Here is a 17,645-nt window from a genome sequence, read left to right as displayed (position 1 = left end):
AGGTGGTTGCAGGGGCTCCCTGCTACACAGAATGCGGTAACAGGGGTCCCCTGCTACCGCGCAACCCGACCCTCGGCCGGGTGGGAGACTCGTCGGGTGCCCGACGACCGCCCGTACGACCTCGTCCTGTTCGGCGCGACCGGTTTCACCGGCGCGCTGACCGCCACCTACCTGGCCCGCACCGCCCCGGTCGGGCTCCGCTGGGCGCTGGCCGGGCGGAACCCGGAGAAGCTGGCCGGGGTACGCGACCGGCTCGCCGCCGTCGACCCGGCGCTGGCCGGGCTACCGCTGCTGACCGCCGACGTGACCGATCCGGAGTCGCTGCGCGCGGTGGCGGAGAGCAGCCGGGTGGTGGTCACCACCGTCGGCCCGTACCTGCGGTACGGGGAGCCGCTGGTCGCCGCCTGCGCCCGCGCCGGCACCGACTACGTGGACATCACCGGTGAGCCGGAGTTCGTCGACCTGATGTACCTGCGGCACCACGCCGAGGCGGCGCGGACCGGGGCCCGACTGGTGCACACCTGCGGCTTCGACTCGGTCCCGTACGACCTGGGGGTCTGGTTCACCCTCAAGCACCTGCCGACGGACGGGCCGGTCGACGTGGACGGGTTCGTCCGGGCCGGCGGCCGGTTCTCCGCCGGGACGTACCACTCGGCGCTGACCGCGTTCGAGCGGTCGACGCAGATGAGCCGCACGGCGCGCCAGCGCCGGGCCGCCGAGCCCCGGCCGGCGGGACGCCGGGTGCGGGCCGTACCGGGGCGGCTCGGTCGCCGCACGGAGCTGGGCTTCTGGGCGGTGCCGCTGCCGACCATCGACCCGCAGGTGGTCCGCCGCTCGGCGGCGGCCCGGCCGGAGTACGGCCCGGACTTCACCTACCGGCACTTCGCGGCGGTGCGGCGGCTACCCACGGTGCTGGCCGGGGCGGTCGGCCTCGGTGCCGTGACGGGGCTGGTGAAGCTGCCGCCCACCCGGCGGTGGCTGCACGGCCGGCTCGCCTCCGGGCAGGGGCCGACGCCCGAGCAGCGGGCGAGGTCCTGGTTCCGGGTGCGGTTCGTGGGCACCGGTGGCGGGCAGCGGATCGTCACCGAGGTCGCCGGCGGCGACCCCGGTTACGACGAGACCGCCAAGATGCTCGCCGAGTCGGCGCTCTGCCTGGCGTACAACGACCTGCCGGCCACCGCCGGGCAGGTGACCCCGGTGACCGCGATGGGGGACGCGCTGCTGGAGCGCCTGGTCCGGGCCGGAATCACCTTCCGGGTCGTCGACCCGGCCGCACCGGGTGGGGTCGGCGGGACGGTTTGACCCTCGACAAGGTCGAGGGACCAGCATCGGTACCCGTGGAGAGGGAACTGCTCAGCATCGGCGAGCTGGCCCGGGCCAGCGGCCTGACGGTGAGCGCGCTGCGCTTCTACGACCGGGGCCGGGTGCTGACCCCGGCGTGGGTGGACGCGCACACCGGGTACCGCTGGTACACCGTCGACCAGGTACGCACGGCCCGGCTGGTGGCCGGGCTGCGCCGGGTGGGGATGCCGCTGGCCGGCATCACCGCCGCCGTCGCGGTCGCCGAACCGGCGATGGTGCACGGGCTGCTCGACGCGCACCTGCGCCGGCTGGAGGACGGGCTCGCCGACGCCCGCCGTGAACTCTCCCGAATCCGTGCCCTGCTCGATCACGAGGAGACCGTCATGACCACCCGACTCACCCTGCCCCGCACCGCCCTGGCTGCCGCGTTCGACGCGGTCCGCTTCGCCGTCGGCGACGATCCGCAGCTGCCGCAGCTCGCCACCGTCCTGCTGGACGTGGGGCCGGACACGCTGACCCTGGTCGCCACCGACCGGTTCCGGCTGGCGGTGGCCGGCGCGTCCGCCGCAATCACCGGACCGCCGGTGCGCGTGCCGGTGCCGGTCGACGTCGCCGACCGGGTACGCGAGCTGCTCGCCGCCGCCGACACCGGGGAGGCGTCGTTGACCCTGGACGCCGAGGGGATCACCGTCGGCGTCGGCGACCAGCGGATCACCGGCCGGGCCGTCGACGCCGACTACCCCGACCACCGGCGGCTGCTGCGCGACCGGGTGGCCGCCGCGCCGGCCCGCCGGGCCACGGTGGACGTGCCCGCGCTGCGGGCCACGCTGGGCGGCGCGCCGACCGTCCTGCGCGAGCACGACGGCATCCGGTACGAGGTGACCGTGCTCAGCGTGGACGACCGCGGTGGCCTGCGCGTGGTCGGCGACGACGCCCCGACCGGGGACGACCTGCGGATCGGGGTGAACCGGGAGTTCCTGCTCGACGCCCTGGACGCGGCGGCCCGGGGGCAGCTCGTGCTGGAGTTGGACGGCCCGATCACCCCGCTGGTCGTGCGCCGCCCGGACGACGAGCTGACCTACTCGCTGCTGATGCCGATCCGGCTCTGACCGTCCCGGCGGTTCCGGCGACATCGACGAGCCGCCGCCGATCGAGAAGGCCCGACGGCCGGGCGCTGGTGCCGGAGGTGCCTGCCCATCGCTCTGGTCGAACCGCTGCGGGTGTACCGGAGATTCATACAGCTCACGGTATAGCGGGGTCCGCTGTCGACGTTCTCTCCGCAGAGCGCGGTCATCCCGATCAAGCCAGACGAGGAGTACCGCCACGGGTACACGATGTACCCGATTCGGCTGAGGTGACTCCATGGTCCGTCAGGAGCAACCGACACCAGGACAACGTGTCGAGCGGCTTCGCCGAGCCGCCGGCCTCTCCCGCGAACGCCTCGCCGGGCTGGCCGCGCTCAGTCCGACCACGTGAAGTTCATCGAGAACGGCCGGCGCGGTCTTACTTTGCAGGCGGCCCAGCAACTCGCTCCACACCTCGGCGTATGCGATCCGGCCGACCTCTTCGGCACTACGTCGAGCTGGCCCGCTCGGCCGACCTCGAAGGCGCTGGCGGAGGACGGGTAGGCAGAAGAATGCCCCGCTCGCCGGTCAGAAGTCGTCAGCCGCGTGGTCGAGGCGAACCATAGGCGCAAGCCTCAGCGCGAGCCAGAGCGGAAGGTCTCCGACTTCGGTCGGCCGACCGCGGACCTTCTCGAACTTCTTGAGCCGTTGCGTCACCGTGTTTGGATGCAAGTGGAGCTGGCGGGCGGTCCGCGTCGGGCTGGCTCCGGTTTCCAAGAAGACCTGAACTGTCTGGATCAGGTCGAGACCGGCCGGCCACTGGTGGAGTAGAGCGCCGAGTTGCCGATGAACCAACCGTCGCGCTGCCTGGTGGTCCTGAAGCGCCAGCGTCTCGGCCTCGACATCAGGGAAGCACAGCGGCGATGCGGATGGATTGGCCTCCAGCAGAGGCGCGGCACTGAGTGCCTCCTCCCGAACACGTCGGAACCCGACGGCGCCATACTGCTCACTGCTGAGTGCGACCATGGCCCCCTCGGGTGGACGCGACGGCAGGCGTGACCCGAATGCTGTCCAGGAACCTTCGCGCACCGTGACCCACACCAACGCCGACCGGGCATTCAGGGCCATCGCCAGGAATGGACCGCCCAGCATGCTCGCGACATGGGAGACCGCAGCGTCCAATCGACCGGCCGGAAGGTCCGGCGCGGTAGCGACGACAAAGGCGACGTGGGCACTGCTGGCGATCGAGTATCCGAGGAGTTCCTCAGCGTGTGCGACGTCTATGTCTCCAGCGATGAAATTGTCCAGCGTTTCCCGGACTTGGGCACCCTCGCGGTTGCTCAGATGAGCCGTTCTCGTGGAGTAGATCTCGACGACCTGCGCGGTGATGTCCTGGAGGTAGTCGGAGGTCCAACTCATGACGACCTCGAGCAACGCCAGCCGGAGGTCCGCGGACAGCGCCTCGTGGGACTTCGCCCGCACGGCTTCCAGGAACGCCTTCCAGATCTCGACCTTGCCGATCTCGTATGCCATCAGCAGCGACTCCAGCGGTGCGCCGCTGTCCGCCTGAGCGATGACGAGCGCGCGAGCCGGCTTCGGTATCGTCCACCTCCGAGGGCGAGCCACCAAACCAAAGCTCCGGAACGCCGGCAGGTGTGACATGACAGATGCCCTCAGTAGAGCCCGATCGACGTCATCGGGCACCATCCTCGGAACGCGTTCCGTAAGCAGACTGGCCAGACGTTCGAAGACAGATTCGCCCTGAGCCTCTATCCACTCCCGATAGAAGCCCCACCGATCTGTCGTCTCCGCCACTCCTGCAGTCGCCTTCAATCGGTGTCCGGATCGAACGGATCCAACACATCCTCGCCGCTGATGCGGCGAGCGATCGGGAGGAACCCGTGAGCGATGTGCGTCTCGATGGCTGCGGCAGCCCTGTCTGGATCGCCAGCGCGCACCGCCTCGAGTATGGTGTGATGCTCCTTCCTGGAGGCTTCAGCACGGTCGGGTGCGCCGATCACGAGATCCCACGGGAATGACGCCCATAGCGAGGCGAGGTGGTCCGACAGCCCAGGGATTCCGCAACGATCGTAAAAGTAGAAGTGAAAGTCGCGATTCGCCTGTCGGACGCAAAGCTCGTTGCCGGCGACAGCCGCATCCTCGATCTTGAGAAGTAGTTCCTGTGCCCGTTTGATATCGCGGAGGCTGAACCGGGTGGCGGCACGACGCATGGCATAACTCTCAGTCAGACGACGCACGATATAGGTCGCCTTCACCCGGTCAAGGTCGATCCCTGCAACCCGGGTCCCACGATGCGGCGCTGATACGACGAGACCTTCTGCCTCCAGGACGCGCAGCGCCTCGCGCACCGGGGTAATGCTGCTGTTGAACCTCTTGGCGAGCTCGTCCTGCGGCAGGCGACTCTCGCGTTCGAGCTCGCCCGAGACGATGAGCCGTCGCAGCCCATCGACAATCGCGTCCCGCTTGGTCGCACTGTTTACCACGGTTATCGCTTCGCCCGTCTTGATGTGGCACCATTCGGGCGGATCATACCCGGCGATGCTCTGGTGATTGTTCAGAACGCCCCATCCCTCTCGAGAGCACGGATGCCCACGGCGTTGTACCCCAGTTCTTCGAGCAGGTCGTGGGTGTGTTGGCCGAGGCTGGGGACAGGTCCCATTCGCGGTTCGCGGCCCTCGACGGTGATCGCGGGCAGCGTCGCCTGGATGGGGCCGGCAGGCGTTCCGATTTCGCGCCACCGATCGCGCGCGGTGAGCTGGGGATGGTCGATGACGTCGGCGACCTCGCGCTGTCGCGCATTGGCGATGCGTGCACTGTTGAGTCGCTCAGCGAAGGTGGCCCCGGTGATCCGAGACAGCTGCTGGTTGATGAGGGTGTCAAGCTCGACGCGATTGCTCACTCGGCGGCTGCCGGTATCAAAGCGTGAGTCTTCTGCCAGTTCGGGCATGTCGAGCACGACGTCACAGAACGCCTTCCACTCTCGCTCGTTCTGGATGGACAGCACATACTGCTGGCCATCGGCGCAGGCGTAGGTGCCGTACGGAGCGATGGCCGCGTGGCTGGTGCCGGTGCGGTTGGGTGCCTCTCCGCCGTATCGCGTGTAGTACAGCGGGTAGCCCATCCACTCGATGAGTGAGTCGAAGAGGCTGATGTCCAGCTTGGTGCCCTCGCCTGTGCGTTCCCGGTCATAGAGGGCGGACAGGATGCCTGCGAACCCGTACATGCCGGCGCCGATGTCGGCCGCTGGGATACCGCTCTTGGCGGGTGCATCGTCGCTTCCGGTGACTGAGACCAGTCCGGTCTCCGACTGGATCAGCAGGTCGTAGGCCTTCGCATGGCGGTAGGGCCCGCTGGTGCCGTAGCCCGTGATCGAGCAGGTGATGAGCCGCGGATCGCGCGCCCGAAGCGCGTCGGCTCCCAGGCCCAGCCGCTCGGCAGCACCAGGCGCGAGGTTCTGGACGAACACGTCGGCGCGGTCGATGAGCCGGTGCATGACCTCCAGTGCTGGCGGCTGCTTGAGGTCGAGGGCGATGCTCTCCTTCGAGCGGTTGAGCCAGACGAAGTGGCTGGACATGCCAAGGACCGTCTCGTCGTAGCCTCGGGCGAAGTCTCCGCTGCCGGGACGCTCGACCTTGATGACACGTGCCCCGAGGTCCGCCAGCTGACGAGTGGCGAACGGCGCAGCCACCGCCTGCTCACACGAGACAACGGTGACGCCGGCCAGTGGCAGCCCGGTCATCGCGTCCCCACCGCGATGGCCTTGGTCTGACTGTAGCCAGCCAGGCGTTCGCACCCCTTCTCACGGCCGGCAGCTTCGATCGGCTTGACCCCCCGCTGGGCGCCCTCGAGGTCCGGGTCCGCGATCACGACACCGGCCCCGAACTCGGCCAACCGCTCCGCGGGGCTTGCCCGAGGCCGCTCGCACCGCCGGTCACGATCGCGACCCAGCCCTGCAGGTCAACCATCTCGATGCTCCTTCGACCCTTGTAGTGGCCACCACGCTAGCCGACACTATGTGCGACAGCAACAGGTCATGCATACTTCGTGGAATGATGCCTAATCCGAAGGTGGCCCTCTTTGACAACCGATCCGTCCGCGCCGAGCGGAGCTCTCCTCTTCGTACCGGGTGATCGACCTGACCGCTTCACGAAGGCGTCCGCCACCGGCGCCGACCACGTGATCGTCGACCTCGAGGACGCAGTGGCCGCGGCCTCGAAGCATGGCGCACGCCAGTCCACCGCAGCTTGGCTGGCTAGCGGGCGCGAAGCCATCGTCAGAGTCAATGGCGTCGGCACCTCCTGGCATGAACCGGACCTACGCATGGTCTCCGGGCGTGCCAGCTTCGTCCTGCTACCGAAGTGTGAGGACGCGGGCGATGTCAGCCGCTTCGTGAGCTCGTGCGACTCCCCCACCTTGGCCCTGATCGAGACTCCGCTCGGGCTCGCGGCTGCCCACGAGATCGCGGCCACCGGAGTTGCCGGCCTGGTCTTCGGCAACGTCGACTTCGCCGCCAACATCGGAGTGGATCCGGCGTCACAACCCGCCCTACAGCTCGCTCGCTCCCAGCTGGTCTACGCCAGCGCGGCCGCCGGGCTGCCCGCGCCGATCGACGGCGTCACCACGCGACTGACCGAGAGCGAGGCGCTCGATGCAGACCTCACGCATGCACGCGAGCTAGGATTCGGTGGCAAACTCTGCGTCCATCCCAGCCAGGTCGCGCCCACTCAGGTCGCCTTCCTTCCCACCGAGGAGGAGGTCGCCTGGGCCGTCGCGGTGCTGGACGCCTCACCGGGCGTGGCAGCAGTGGCCGGGCAGATGGTGGATGCGCCGGTCGTCATCCGCGCCCAGTCGATCCTGGACCGGCACCGCAAGAACGACAGGACGCCCGATGGCGACTGAACCTGGACCACTCGCCACGGGGCCCGATTACGACGACCCGGACTTCGACTACACGCCGATCCTGCCCAGAGGCACGGATACGGTGGAGTTCGTCGCCATCGACGCACCGCCACCGGAGGTGGTCGATCTCTATGGGGACACACTCCTGAAGGTGTCGGACCTCACCCTCACCCGGCTCGCCGACGTCGCGTTCACCCGCGTATCCCATCAGCTGCGGACCTCGCACCTGGAGCAGTTGCGGAGTATCCTCGACGATCCTGAGGCCAGCGCGAACGACAAGTACGTCGCCACCGAGCTTCTTCGCAACGCCGCGATCTCGGCCCAGGGCATCCTGCCGATGTGCCAGGACACCGGCACTGCGATCGTGTTCGGCCAGCGGGGGTCCCGTGTGCTCACCGACGGACGGGACGCGCGCCATCTCAGCCGGGGCATCCACCACGCCTACAAGACGCTCAACCTTCGCTACTCACAGCTCGCACCGCTGAGCACTTACCGCGAAGTCAACACGGGCACCAACCTGCCTGCACAGATCGAGATCCTGGCCGAGGGCCACGACACCTACGAGTTCCTGTTCATGGCCAAGGGCGGCGGCAGCGCGAACAAGAGCTTCCTGTTCCAGGAGACCCGAGCCCTCCTGGACGAGCAGAGACTTCTCTCCTTCCTCACCGAGCGGATCAGTGCTCTCGGAACCGCAGCCTGCCCTCCGTACCATCTGGCAGTCGTCATCGGCGGCACCTCCGCCGAGTACGCGCTCAAGACCGCGAAGCTGGCCTCTGCCCGGTACCTGGACACATTGCCCACCTCGGGCTCACCCTCGGGCCACGGCTTCCGCGACCTCCAGCTGGAAGAACAGATCCTCTCTACCACTCGCCAACTCGGCATTGGCGCACAATTCGGCGGCAAGTACTTCTGTCACGACGTGCGAGTAGTTCGGCTCCCGCGACACGGAGGCTCCTGCCCCGTGGCAATCGCGGTCTCATGCTCGGCAGATCGGCAGATCCTTGGTCGCATCACGGCCGAGGGCGTATTCCTGGAGAAGCTTGAGGAGGACCCCTCTCGGTTCCTGCCCGAGGTGACCGATGCCCACCTCGTCGGGGAGGTCGTGGCGGTGGATATCTCAGCGCCTATGACCCAGATCCGAGCCAAGCTGTCGGGACTGGGCGTTGGAACCAGACTGTCGTTGTCTGGTGAGCTCGTCGTCGCGCGCGACCTCGCGCACGCCGAGATCAGCGCCCGCTTGAAGGCAGGCGAACCGCTGCCGGGATACCTGCGCGACCACCCCGTCTACTACGCCGGCCCCGCCAAGACACCGAACGGGATGGCCGCGGGATCCTTCGGTCCCACCACGGCAGGGCGCATGGACACCTACGTGGAGGAGTTCCAGGCGGCCGGTGGATCGCTGGTCATGCTCGCCAAGGGCAATCGGTCTCAGACGGTGGCGAACGCCTGCCGCCGACACGGGGGCTTCTACCTCGGATCCGTCGGAGGCCCCGCCGCGCGGCTGGCCCAGGACTGCATCAAGAGCGTCGAAGTCATCGACTACGAACACCTCGGCATGGAGGCCGTGTGGAAGATCCGGGTCGACAACTTCCCCGCCTTCCTCGTCATCGACGACCAAGGAAATGACTTCTTCGCCCCAAGGACGCGTGCCCTGCTCCAGATCCAGACGAGCGATGATCAGAACCTGTAGATGGCTCTCGGCGAGGTGACATGAAGCGGGCGCACCTCCCGAGCGAGATCGAAGCCCAGTAACCGTCTGATCAGGGTCGGCGTTGGCGCGCCCGCTCGGGGAAGGTGCACCCTCAAAGTAGTCCACGACGCCGCGGCGTCCCACGAGCCGGCCGGTGGGTCGTTGCTTGACGAGATCGTGCGTGACGGCGCGCGGCAGATGCTGGCCGCGGCGTTGGGAGGCTGAGGTCGCCGCGTACGTCGAGGCGTTCCGCGAGGAGGTCGACGAGCACGGCCATCGGCTGGTGGTCCGCACCGGTCATCACGCGCCGCGGGTCAACGACAAGCGGATCGACGAGGCCACCGGGCAGCGGAAGCGGTTCTCCGGACGACCCAGCCACTGCCCGGGCGATGGTGCTACCGGATGACCTGCAGTTCCGCACCAAAGGACAACTGGCGATCGACATCTGCACCGACGCGTACGCCGACGGGGTCCGCTTCGACGTGATCTGCGCAGACGAGACCTACGGCGGCTGCACCCAGTTGCGGGAGGTCTTCGAACAGCAGCAGGCGTACGTGCTGCGGATGGCCTCCACGTTCATGATCGTGTTCGGCGTCGGGGTCCGGTTGACCTGCCGGCAAGCCGCGCAGCAGGTGGACCACCGCCAGTGGGAGGTGCGCTCCGCCGCACCGGGTCCAAGGGACAACGGTGGTACGCGTGGGCGAGCATCGCCACCGCGAGCCTGAGCATGTCCTGCTGGTACGTCGGCGCCTGCGCACCGGCGAGTTGGCCTTCCACTACTGCTACCAGCCCGAGGGGCAACCCGCGGCCGTGACCAGGCTGATCCGCGCCGCAGGGCTGCGCTGGCCGGTCGAGGAAGACTTCGAGTTCGGCAAGGACCAGTTCGGCCTCGACCAGTGCCAGGCCCGCCTCTATACCGCGATCCGCCGGCACACCGTGCTGGTCATGGCCGTCCTGGCCATCTGCGCCGTCGCCGCCGCCCGGCTGCGCGCCCGAACCGACACCCAGGCACCACCACCGGCCACCCCCGACCAGGCCCCGCCACCAGACCCCGGCCTGATCCCCCTGACCGTCCCCGAAACCCGACGGCTCCTGGCGGGACTCCTGCACCAGGCGACACCGCCCCAGCACGCCGACCACTGGATGACCTGGCGCCGCCGTCACCAAGCCCGCTCACGCTGGTTCCACCAACGCACCCGACCCGGCCGCGAATACGCCCTGGTCAACTAATCAATGGCGGCTGCAGCGCCGCAGATCACCGCTTTCCTGACATCCGTCACAGCCGTTCACCACGACTCCGGGCCATCAGAACCGCCGAGAGTGCTACAGCCACCACGACCACGGCGCCGGTGAAGGTCGGCTCGACCCAGTCGTCGACGCCGGAGAGTGTCAAGCCGTTGACGGCAACCGCAACGAAGAAGACGCCGACGATCGCTCCGGCGACGGTGAACCTCCCCGGCTTGATCGTGGTCGACCCCAGGAACACTGCTGCCAACGCCGGCAGCATGAATCCTTCGCCGCTCCCGGTCGAAGCCGAACCGGTACGGCAGACCAATAGCACCGCGGCAACCCCGGCGAGAGCACCAGCGATCACGAAACTGAACGCCACCATCCGCGAGACCGGAACGCCGACCAGCTTGGCCGCCTTCTCGTTCGAGCCGATGAGGGAAAGGTGCCTACCAGCGACGGTGTACCGCAGCAGCACCGTCACCGCCAGGACGCAGATCAGCAGCAACCATGCTGGTTTCGGAAAGCCCAGGAAGGACGTCGCCCCGAAGTCCGTCATGGAGTCGGACACGCCGAGGATGATGTCGTACCCCGAGAATAGTGCGCTCAACCCGCTGAGAAGCGTCGCTGTGCCCAGCGTGATCACCAGCGAGTTGGCTTGGAAGAGCGACACCAGCAAACCGTTCACGAGACCGATTAATGCCCCAGTGCTGATCCCGATGATGACGCCAACGGCCGTTGGAACCTCCCAATAAGCGACGGCGTGAGCAGTCGCGATCGCCGAGACTGTGACATTTGCCCCCAAGGACAGATCGAAGCGCAACGCCACCAAGGGGACCAATGCGGCCAGCGCGACGATGCCGACAACGGATTCGCTGGCCACGATCGTCTGAACATTCGTCCAGCTTGAGAACGTCTCGGACGTTTGCGGAGAGATAGCGAAGTAGAGCGTCAGGCCCACCAAGCTGGCGACGAGTGCGTACTTGGACAGGAAGTCGACCACCGCTGCCTTGGACCCCGACACCTGCCTAGATGGGATTTCAGCCGTCTTCGACACGCGTGATGCCTCGTGCCCGGGGACTTCGGTCCGTTGGTTCATCGGAGGTCCGCTTCCTCGTTCATCTCGTAAACCAGATTGATGAGTTCGCTCCGTGCGAGTGATTCGGTCGGCCTGCTGAAGGAAATAACGCCTTCGCGAAGGCCCACAATCCGGGTGCAGTGCCCCAGGAGTTCCTCGATGTCGGAACTGACAACAATCACCGCGGCGCCCGATTCGGCAGCGGCGCCGATGAAGCGATAGATGTCTGCCCGAGCCCCGATATCCACACCCTGCGAGGGCTCGTCCAGGAGCAGCACTCGCGGCAATAACGACATCCAGCGCGCGATGACGACCTTCTGCTGATTTCCTCCTGAGAGAGCAGAGACCGGCGCATCCAACCCGGGCGACTTGACGCCGTACTGGGCATGCGCCCGCGCTGCGGCCCGGCTCGCCTTGCGTGGTCGGAACACCCCCGATCGGGTGTAGCGACGCAGCGCATTGGATACGACATTGTCCGATACCGACATTTCCGGGAACAGGCTCAGACGAAGACGATCTTCGGGCACGTAAGCGACGCCGTTGGCCAGCATCATTCGGAAGTCAGCGCCCGACAGTTCTCGACCGGCAACCCTCACCGAGCCGCCAAGGTGCGGGTGCAAACCCGCGATCGTTTCCAACAGACTGGTCCGGCCACTTCCGACCAGGCCTGCGACGCCGACGACCTCACCGGCCCCGACCTGCAGGTCCACTCCGCGGAGCGGCCCCCCGAGAAGCCCGGACACCGAGAGCACTTCTCGATGCTCAGCGTCCGCCCCCCTTCCCCGGACGTTCGCGCTGTCGACCTGTCGGCCGACGATCGCCTCTACGAGCTTGGGTCGGGCCAGATCCGCCGACGGGCTGTCGAGCACCTTCACGCCGTCGCGCAGCACTGTGACCGCATCACAGACGTCGAGTACCTCGTCCAGTCGGTGTGAGACGAAGACGATGCTGTGCCCGCGGCCGGCGTACCCACGCAAGCGTTCCAACAACTCACTCACCTCGCCGTGCGGAAGACGAGCCGTCGGTTCGTCGAGGAACAGGACCCCGCCCGCGACCCCACCGGACGGCACCTCGAAATCGGAGAGGGCGCGCGCGATGGCAACCAACGTCTGCTCGGCAGGCCGCAACTCACGCAGGTCCCGAGATACGTCGATATCCAGCTCGAACCGGTCGAGGATGGACCTGGCCCGCTGACGCAGCGACTGCCGGTTGAGGAAGCCTGCCGTGGTGTCCCCCGGTGCGAGAACCGGCAGCAAGTTGTCCGCTACCGACAGGTCCTCGAAGAGGCCGAGGTCCTGATGAACGAACCGAAGCCCCAACTGCCGGGAGACCGACGGCGTGATCTGGTCGGCCGGCTCGCTCCGGATCGCGGTGGCCACTTGGCCACCCCGATCCGGCCGGACGACTCCGGCAAGGACCTTGATCAAGGTGGACTTGCCGGACCCATTTCCCCCCACGAGGGCGTGGACGCTCCCTCGGGCGACGTCGAAGTCCACCTCAGCCAGAGCGCGTGACGCGCCGTATGTCTTCGACAGAGAAGCGACCCGCAGTATGTAGTCGTTCGATCGCACTGTTACTTGCCTTGCCAGATCCTGATGTAGTTCTGCTGGTAGGCACCGGCGTTGCCGTCGTACTCCTCGACGTCCGGTACGCTGTCGGAGTTCATCGACTTGATACCGATACCCGAGTCGACAACGTCCTCGCCAGCGAACAGTCGGTTCAAGGAGTCGGCGGCAGCCCAGCCCAGCCAGGTCATCGGTCGACCGACTGCGAAGTTCTGCACACCCGACCGCAGCAGCTTGAGTGACGACGGGCTACCTTCGTGGCCGGTCAACAGGAGGTCGGAGCGACCCGCCTTCCGGGCCTGCTCGACAGCAGCTCCCACACCAACCGGAATGTTGGCATCCAAGGGCGACATCACCACGTTGGCCTTCGGGAACTTCGAGAGCCCGGCCGCAGTCTTGCCCTGCAGTTTGCCGCTGAAGATGTCCCCAGACGTGTACGGGATCGACTCGACCCTGCACGTCGAGCACTCTGCCATGCGAGCCCGGAACGACTCGCCGACGTGGCGCGTAACAGCCAGGTCGTCCTGCTTCAGCTCCACCACAAAGGCTTTACCGTCGGTCTCCGCAATCACCCAGTCGGCGATTGCCGGTCCGACCACCGTGCTCAGGAACTGACCATAGGCGTCGAGGTTCTTGCCCCACGGGAGATAGCCGTCGAACATCCGCTCGCCGCCACCTGCGAACTTGTCGTCGCAATCGAGGGCGTTGGCGCCGAACACGACGACCCCAGCCGCCTGGGCTTCCGAAATGGCTCCCTTTGTCGCTGCGCAATCCACCGAGAACAGCATGATCGCGTCAGCCTTGTCCGCGATGGCTGCTCGAATCTGCTGGTTGTAGACGTTGGGGTCGAGCTTGCCATCGACCACCTTCACGTCCCAGCCCAGGTGCTTGCCTGCTGCCGCGGCACCTTTGGCGGGCAGCGCACATCCAGAACCTTGGAGTGAGCATGCAATCGCCCAGACCTTCTTGCCGGGTACCGCCTTCGGCCCGGTCTCGGGCAGCTTACGGTCCGTGCCGGCGAGGTTGGCCTCGGTTGCCTTCTTGGCCTGCGCGACAACGGCTGCAACGTCAGCATCGCTGGCACGATTCCCGGAAGGACCATTCTCACCGCATGCTGTCAGGAGGACCATCGCCGCCGCAGCGGCGATCGCCGATCTTGCATACCTCATACCTGCGCCCACTTTCCCTTTTCACAATTCACAGAAGGACCACTACGACGTAGAGGGACTGCCACCAGATGACCTCGATTCGTGGTCGGGGATCACCGATTCGGACCTCGCCAGGCGGGCTAGACGATCGTTGAGAATCTCGCCCGCTTCGTGAGTCGCATGACTGATCTGGTGCGACATGAAATGGAATTTGTGGAACTGCGCCTCCCCCCGGAGGTCCGCCAGATACTGCAGGCTCTCCTTGGACAGTTCCAACGCTTGCCGAGGCGCACGCAGGAGCCGCTCGATGAGCCACGCCAACTTCGAGTCAAGGTCATCGTCCGGGACAACCCATGTCACCAGGCCCGCCTGCCGGGCCTGCTCGGCCGACAGTCGCTCGTCCAACCAGAACACCCGTTTGGCCCAGCTCTCGCCAACTTTCGATGCGAAGTTGGGGACCTCTGCCTCGTTGACCCCCATGTGCATCAGGATCGGGGACCCGAATATCGCGGACTCGCCCGCAACGACAAAGTCAGTCGCCGCGGCAAACATGAGGCCGGCAGCCAAACAATGACCTTGGATTCGACACACGGTGGGTATCGGCAAGTGGCGGAGCTTCTCAACCGGGTCGACGAACCAACGCTTCTCCTGCTCCTTGCGGGTCTCCACCTTCGAGAAGTTGCTGAAGTAGGTCTCGTCCTCGCCCATCATCCGAAGGTCGTGGCCCGAGCAGAAGCTCCGCCCCGCGCCCGCGATCACCAACACCCTGACAGAGCGGTCGGCTGCCACCTCGTCGATCGCGGCATCGAACTCACGCAACATCTCGAGATTCTGCGCGTTGTGAACCTCAGGACGATTGAAGGTGATTGTCCGGACACCGTCACGATCATCGACCAGGATCGGACCACTGTCCCACCGGGCCGACCGCCCGACGGGACTTGTTGCCGCTGCCCCGCCGTCCACGTCCGGCGCCTCGGATGCCGGCGCAGCGGACAATCGACTTGCCAGCTCGCGCAGTGCGGCCACATCAGGCTTGCCACCGGGCGTCCTGGGCACCTCCGGGACCACCTCAATCCACTTGGGGTGTTTGAAGCGAGCCAACGTCCGACGGAGCCGACCTCGAATGTCCTCGATCAGTTCGGGGTCGGCATAGAACTCCGGCTCCGGCTCCACGAAGGCCACGACGGACTCGCCGAACTCGGGGTCGGGGCGGCCGACGACCACTGCGTCAGCCACTTTGCGATGGCCAACCAGCGCGTTCTCGACCTCCTGGGGATAGATGTTCACACCGCCGGAGATGATCACGAAGGACTGCCGATCGGCGAGATAGAGGTACCCGTCGGAGTCCAATCGCCCAACATCCCCAACGGTGACCCACTCCGGATCCTCCGGGAGACGGGAACGAGCGGTCTTTTCCGGGTCACCGAGGTACTCGAAGGGGCGCGCGCACTTGAAGTAGATCGTTCCGACCCGGCCAGCTTCGAGTGCGGCACCACTCTCGTCGCAGATCCGCACCAGCTCCGGATCAGGTCGCCCTACCGATCCTGGTCGCTCGGACCATTCCTTCGGGTCGAGGAACGCCCGACCGATGGCTTCCGAGGCGCCGTAGAAGTCCCAAAGGATCGGGCCCCACCATGACACCATCGCACGCTTGGTTGCGTCCGGGCAGGGTGCAGCCGAGTGAACGGCCACGCGCAACGACGAAAGATCGTAAGCGTGCCGAACTTCTGAGGGCAGCTGCAGCATCCGGACGAACATCGTCGGGACCCACTGGCTGTGAGTCACCTGATGCTGCTCGATCGCCTTGAGCGCTCCCTCGGCGTCGAACTTCTCCTGTACCACCACCGTGCCGCCCAGCACGTGCGTCGCAGCGCAGAACCGCAGTGGGCTTGCGTGGTACAGCGGCGCCGGACTCAGGTAGACATCGCCGTCCTCGAAGCCAAGTTCAGTCTCATACACTGAGGCCAAGGAGAACGTCCGCTCGTCGATGGCTGCGTTCGGATCGATCGGCCGCCAGATACCCTTGGGAGTTCCGGTGGTGCCCGACGAGTAGAGCAGCTCGTTTCCTAGCCGCTCCCGGTCCGGGCGTTCAGTCGATACCGCGGCGAGGGCCTCCCGCATGTTCCGGTACCCATCGACCAGGCCCGTCCCTACTGCCAGCCTGAGTTTCAGGTGGTCGATCTCGTCGAACCTCGCCGCTGTGCCTTCGAAGTCCGTGCCGACGATTACGCCACTCGCATGGCAGTCCCCCACGATGTATGCGGCTTCATCTGGTGTCAGTTGGGTACTGAGCGTCGTGACGCGGTGGCCGGCTCGGAGGATGCCCCAGTACGCCACGAAGTACTCCGGGCAGTTCCCCAAGAGGATCGCGATCGGACTACCTTCGGGGAGGTTGGCTGCTTGGAGAACATTGGCCAACCGAGCCGAGTCGTCGGCGAGTTCACGATAGGTCATGGCCGCACCTGATGCAGCCATCACGAGAGCGACCCGGTCAGGGGGCGCAACGAATGGGTGTGCTGGCCGGTCAGTCATGGATCGGCCGCACCGCGCTCTGCCAGTCGAACTCGCCACCAGCAACTGTGCCGCCAACTTCCTTGGCGGCGTGGTTGCGCATCGCGCCAAAGACATCCTCGTAGGACATACCCTCGCGCGGACTGACCTTCTCCAACTTGGACAACGTCTCCAACGGCGGGATCCCCTCGAAGGACACCCCGAGGTGGTCGGCCCACTTCTGGGTGCTGTTCCGGAAGAGGCGGGTGTGCATTGGTGCTGGAAGCGCGTTCAACGGATCCCGCATCCCTTCCTCGAGCGATACGAACTCGACTCCGGCCGCGACCAGAGCCTCAAGCATCGGGCGCACCGAATCGGACGTAACAGCTGTACCGTGAAAAACCGAGATGAAGATCGGGTCGCGGCCGAACATCTCGCGAGAAACCGCCGCGTGGCGCCGGAGCTGGTCGACCGCCGTTTCTGCGTAGGTCCGCACCAGCCAAGCGGCCGCGTCGGAGTCCGCGCTCTCGACCGACCGCCAGTACGGCGCAACGAACTGAGCGTCGTAGAACCAGTAGCTGACCGGCGCCGGGATGTAGTTCTCCCTGGCCAGGAAGTGGTGGATGTCGGCAACCTTGTCGGCCTCGGCGCCCCACATGTCCATCGGATACCGGAAGTACTTCACCGGAGCCGCCTCGATGAAGCTGCCGATATAGTACTCGGAGAGTTTGATGTCGTCAGTGAATGCACTGGCCGTTACCCAATCGGGGCTGACGTGATTGTGCGTATGGTTTCCGACGTGGTGCCCTGCCGCACACCACGCTTCGACTTGCTCGCGCAGACTCGGATCCTCCTCCATTGGACCCGTGCTGAAGAACGCATAGCAATCGGTGATCCCGAAATCAGCGAAAGCCGAGGTCAACGACGACACCACGCGCTCAGCGCTGTACCCGGTCGGGAACGGCACCATCTTCCACTGCAGGAAGTCGTCCACCGTAATGGCTACTTTCACCGGGCCGTTCGGAGAAATCGGTTCACCCACAATTGCCTCCCTGTGGCGTCGTTCACAGCGACGAAACGAATGCTGCTCCTGGTGCTGCACCGAATCAACGTGCCCGGGCACCACAGTCCGATGGCATGTCCCCACACATTCGGCTCAGG

General features: G+C 66.4%; 12 protein-coding genes and 3 pseudogenes. 7 read left to right on the top strand and 8 right to left on the bottom strand.

Going from position 1 to position 17,645, the window contains the following annotated elements:
* The first annotated feature begins 96 nt into the window (after window positions 1-96).
* The 3 genes and pseudogenes from GA0074694_RS16720 to GA0074694_RS33945 form a co-directional block, all read left to right on the top strand.
* Window positions 97-1,302 carry a saccharopine dehydrogenase family protein gene (locus tag GA0074694_RS16720; protein WP_091459574.1) on the top strand — a complete coding sequence of 402 codons (1,206 nt, stop codon included), beginning with the start codon at window positions 97-99 and terminating at the stop codon, window positions 1,300-1,302.
* A 35-nt stretch (window positions 1,303-1,337) separates the two neighbouring features.
* A complete protein-coding gene (locus tag GA0074694_RS16715) occupies window positions 1,338-2,411 on the top strand; it encodes a DNA polymerase III subunit beta family protein (protein WP_425413622.1) in 1,074 nt (357 codons plus the stop codon).
* Window positions 2,412-2,664: 253 nt separating this feature from the next.
* Window positions 2,665-2,915 (top strand): annotated as a pseudogene (locus tag GA0074694_RS33945) (helix-turn-helix domain-containing protein); the annotation flags it as partial.
* A gap of 39 nt (window positions 2,916-2,954) precedes the next feature.
* On the opposite strand, the gene GA0074694_RS16705 reads toward GA0074694_RS33945, so the two are convergent.
* The 3 genes from GA0074694_RS16705 to GA0074694_RS16695 all read right to left on the bottom strand — a co-directional run bounded on the left by GA0074694_RS16705 (window position 2,955) and on the right by GA0074694_RS16695 (window position 6,126).
* Window positions 2,955-4,181: a helix-turn-helix domain-containing protein gene (locus GA0074694_RS16705; RefSeq protein ID WP_091459573.1), complete on the bottom strand. Its 1,227-nt coding sequence runs from the start codon at window positions 4,179-4,181 to the stop codon at window positions 2,955-2,957.
* A 14-nt stretch (window positions 4,182-4,195) separates the two neighbouring features.
* Entirely contained in the window at window positions 4,196-4,870 is a 675-nt protein-coding gene (locus tag GA0074694_RS16700) for a GntR family transcriptional regulator (RefSeq protein ID WP_176737979.1), read from the bottom strand.
* Window positions 4,871-4,941: 71 nt separating this feature from the next.
* A complete protein-coding gene (locus tag GA0074694_RS16695) occupies window positions 4,942-6,126 on the bottom strand; it encodes a CaiB/BaiF CoA transferase family protein (RefSeq protein WP_091459571.1) in 1,185 nt (394 codons plus the stop codon).
* A gap of 338 nt (window positions 6,127-6,464) precedes the next feature.
* Between GA0074694_RS16695 and GA0074694_RS16690 the strand changes: the two genes are divergently transcribed.
* The 4 genes and pseudogenes from GA0074694_RS16690 to GA0074694_RS34240 form a co-directional block, all read left to right on the top strand.
* A complete protein-coding gene (locus GA0074694_RS16690; protein WP_091459570.1) occupies window positions 6,465-7,286 on the top strand; it encodes an HpcH/HpaI aldolase/citrate lyase family protein in 822 nt (273 codons plus the stop codon).
* On the top strand, window positions 7,276-8,976 hold the full coding sequence (locus tag GA0074694_RS16685) for a FumA C-terminus/TtdB family hydratase beta subunit (protein WP_091459569.1): 1,701 nt from the start codon (window positions 7,276-7,278) through the stop codon (window positions 8,974-8,976). Before GA0074694_RS16690 ends, GA0074694_RS16685 begins: the two co-directional genes overlap by 11 nt.
* A gap of 69 nt (window positions 8,977-9,045) precedes the next feature.
* A pseudogene (locus GA0074694_RS16680) lies at window positions 9,046-9,340 on the top strand (hypothetical protein); the annotation flags it as partial.
* A 4-nt stretch (window positions 9,341-9,344) separates the two neighbouring features.
* A pseudogene (locus GA0074694_RS34240) lies at window positions 9,345-10,206 on the top strand (transposase); the annotation flags it as partial.
* Window positions 10,207-10,252: 46 nt separating this feature from the next.
* On the opposite strand, the gene GA0074694_RS16670 reads toward GA0074694_RS34240, so the two are convergent.
* The 5 genes from GA0074694_RS16670 to GA0074694_RS16650 form a co-directional block, all read right to left on the bottom strand.
* Window positions 10,253-11,206 carry an ABC transporter permease gene (locus tag GA0074694_RS16670; RefSeq protein WP_218105720.1) on the bottom strand — a complete coding sequence of 318 codons (954 nt, stop codon included), beginning with the start codon at window positions 11,204-11,206 and terminating at the stop codon, window positions 10,253-10,255.
* 92 nt (window positions 11,207-11,298) lie between these two features.
* On the bottom strand, window positions 11,299-12,777 hold the full coding sequence (locus GA0074694_RS16665) for a sugar ABC transporter ATP-binding protein (RefSeq protein ID WP_176737978.1): 1,479 nt from the start codon (window positions 12,775-12,777) through the stop codon (window positions 11,299-11,301).
* Window positions 12,778-12,854: 77 nt separating this feature from the next.
* Window positions 12,855-14,015 carry a sugar ABC transporter substrate-binding protein gene (locus GA0074694_RS16660; protein WP_091459566.1) on the bottom strand — a complete coding sequence of 387 codons (1,161 nt, stop codon included), beginning with the start codon at window positions 14,013-14,015 and terminating at the stop codon, window positions 12,855-12,857.
* A 42-nt stretch (window positions 14,016-14,057) separates the two neighbouring features.
* The gene (locus tag GA0074694_RS31700; RefSeq protein ID WP_176737977.1) at window positions 14,058-16,526 is read right to left on the bottom strand and encodes an AMP-binding protein; all 2,469 of its coding nucleotides are present in this window, start codon (window positions 16,524-16,526) and stop codon (window positions 14,058-14,060) included.
* Complete coding sequence (locus GA0074694_RS16650) at window positions 16,519-17,526, bottom strand: polysaccharide deacetylase family protein (RefSeq protein WP_176737976.1); 1,008 nt, start codon at window positions 17,524-17,526, stop codon at window positions 16,519-16,521. Before GA0074694_RS16650 ends, GA0074694_RS31700 begins: the two co-directional genes overlap by 8 nt.
* Between the last annotated feature and the right edge of the window lie 119 nt (window positions 17,527-17,645).

It is taken from the genome of Micromonospora inyonensis, from assembly GCF_900091415.1.
GTDB lineage: Bacteria > Actinomycetota > Actinomycetes > Mycobacteriales > Micromonosporaceae > Micromonospora > Micromonospora inyonensis.
Note: the sequence above shows the minus strand (reverse complement) of the source record. Positions and strands in the feature narration are given on the sequence as shown.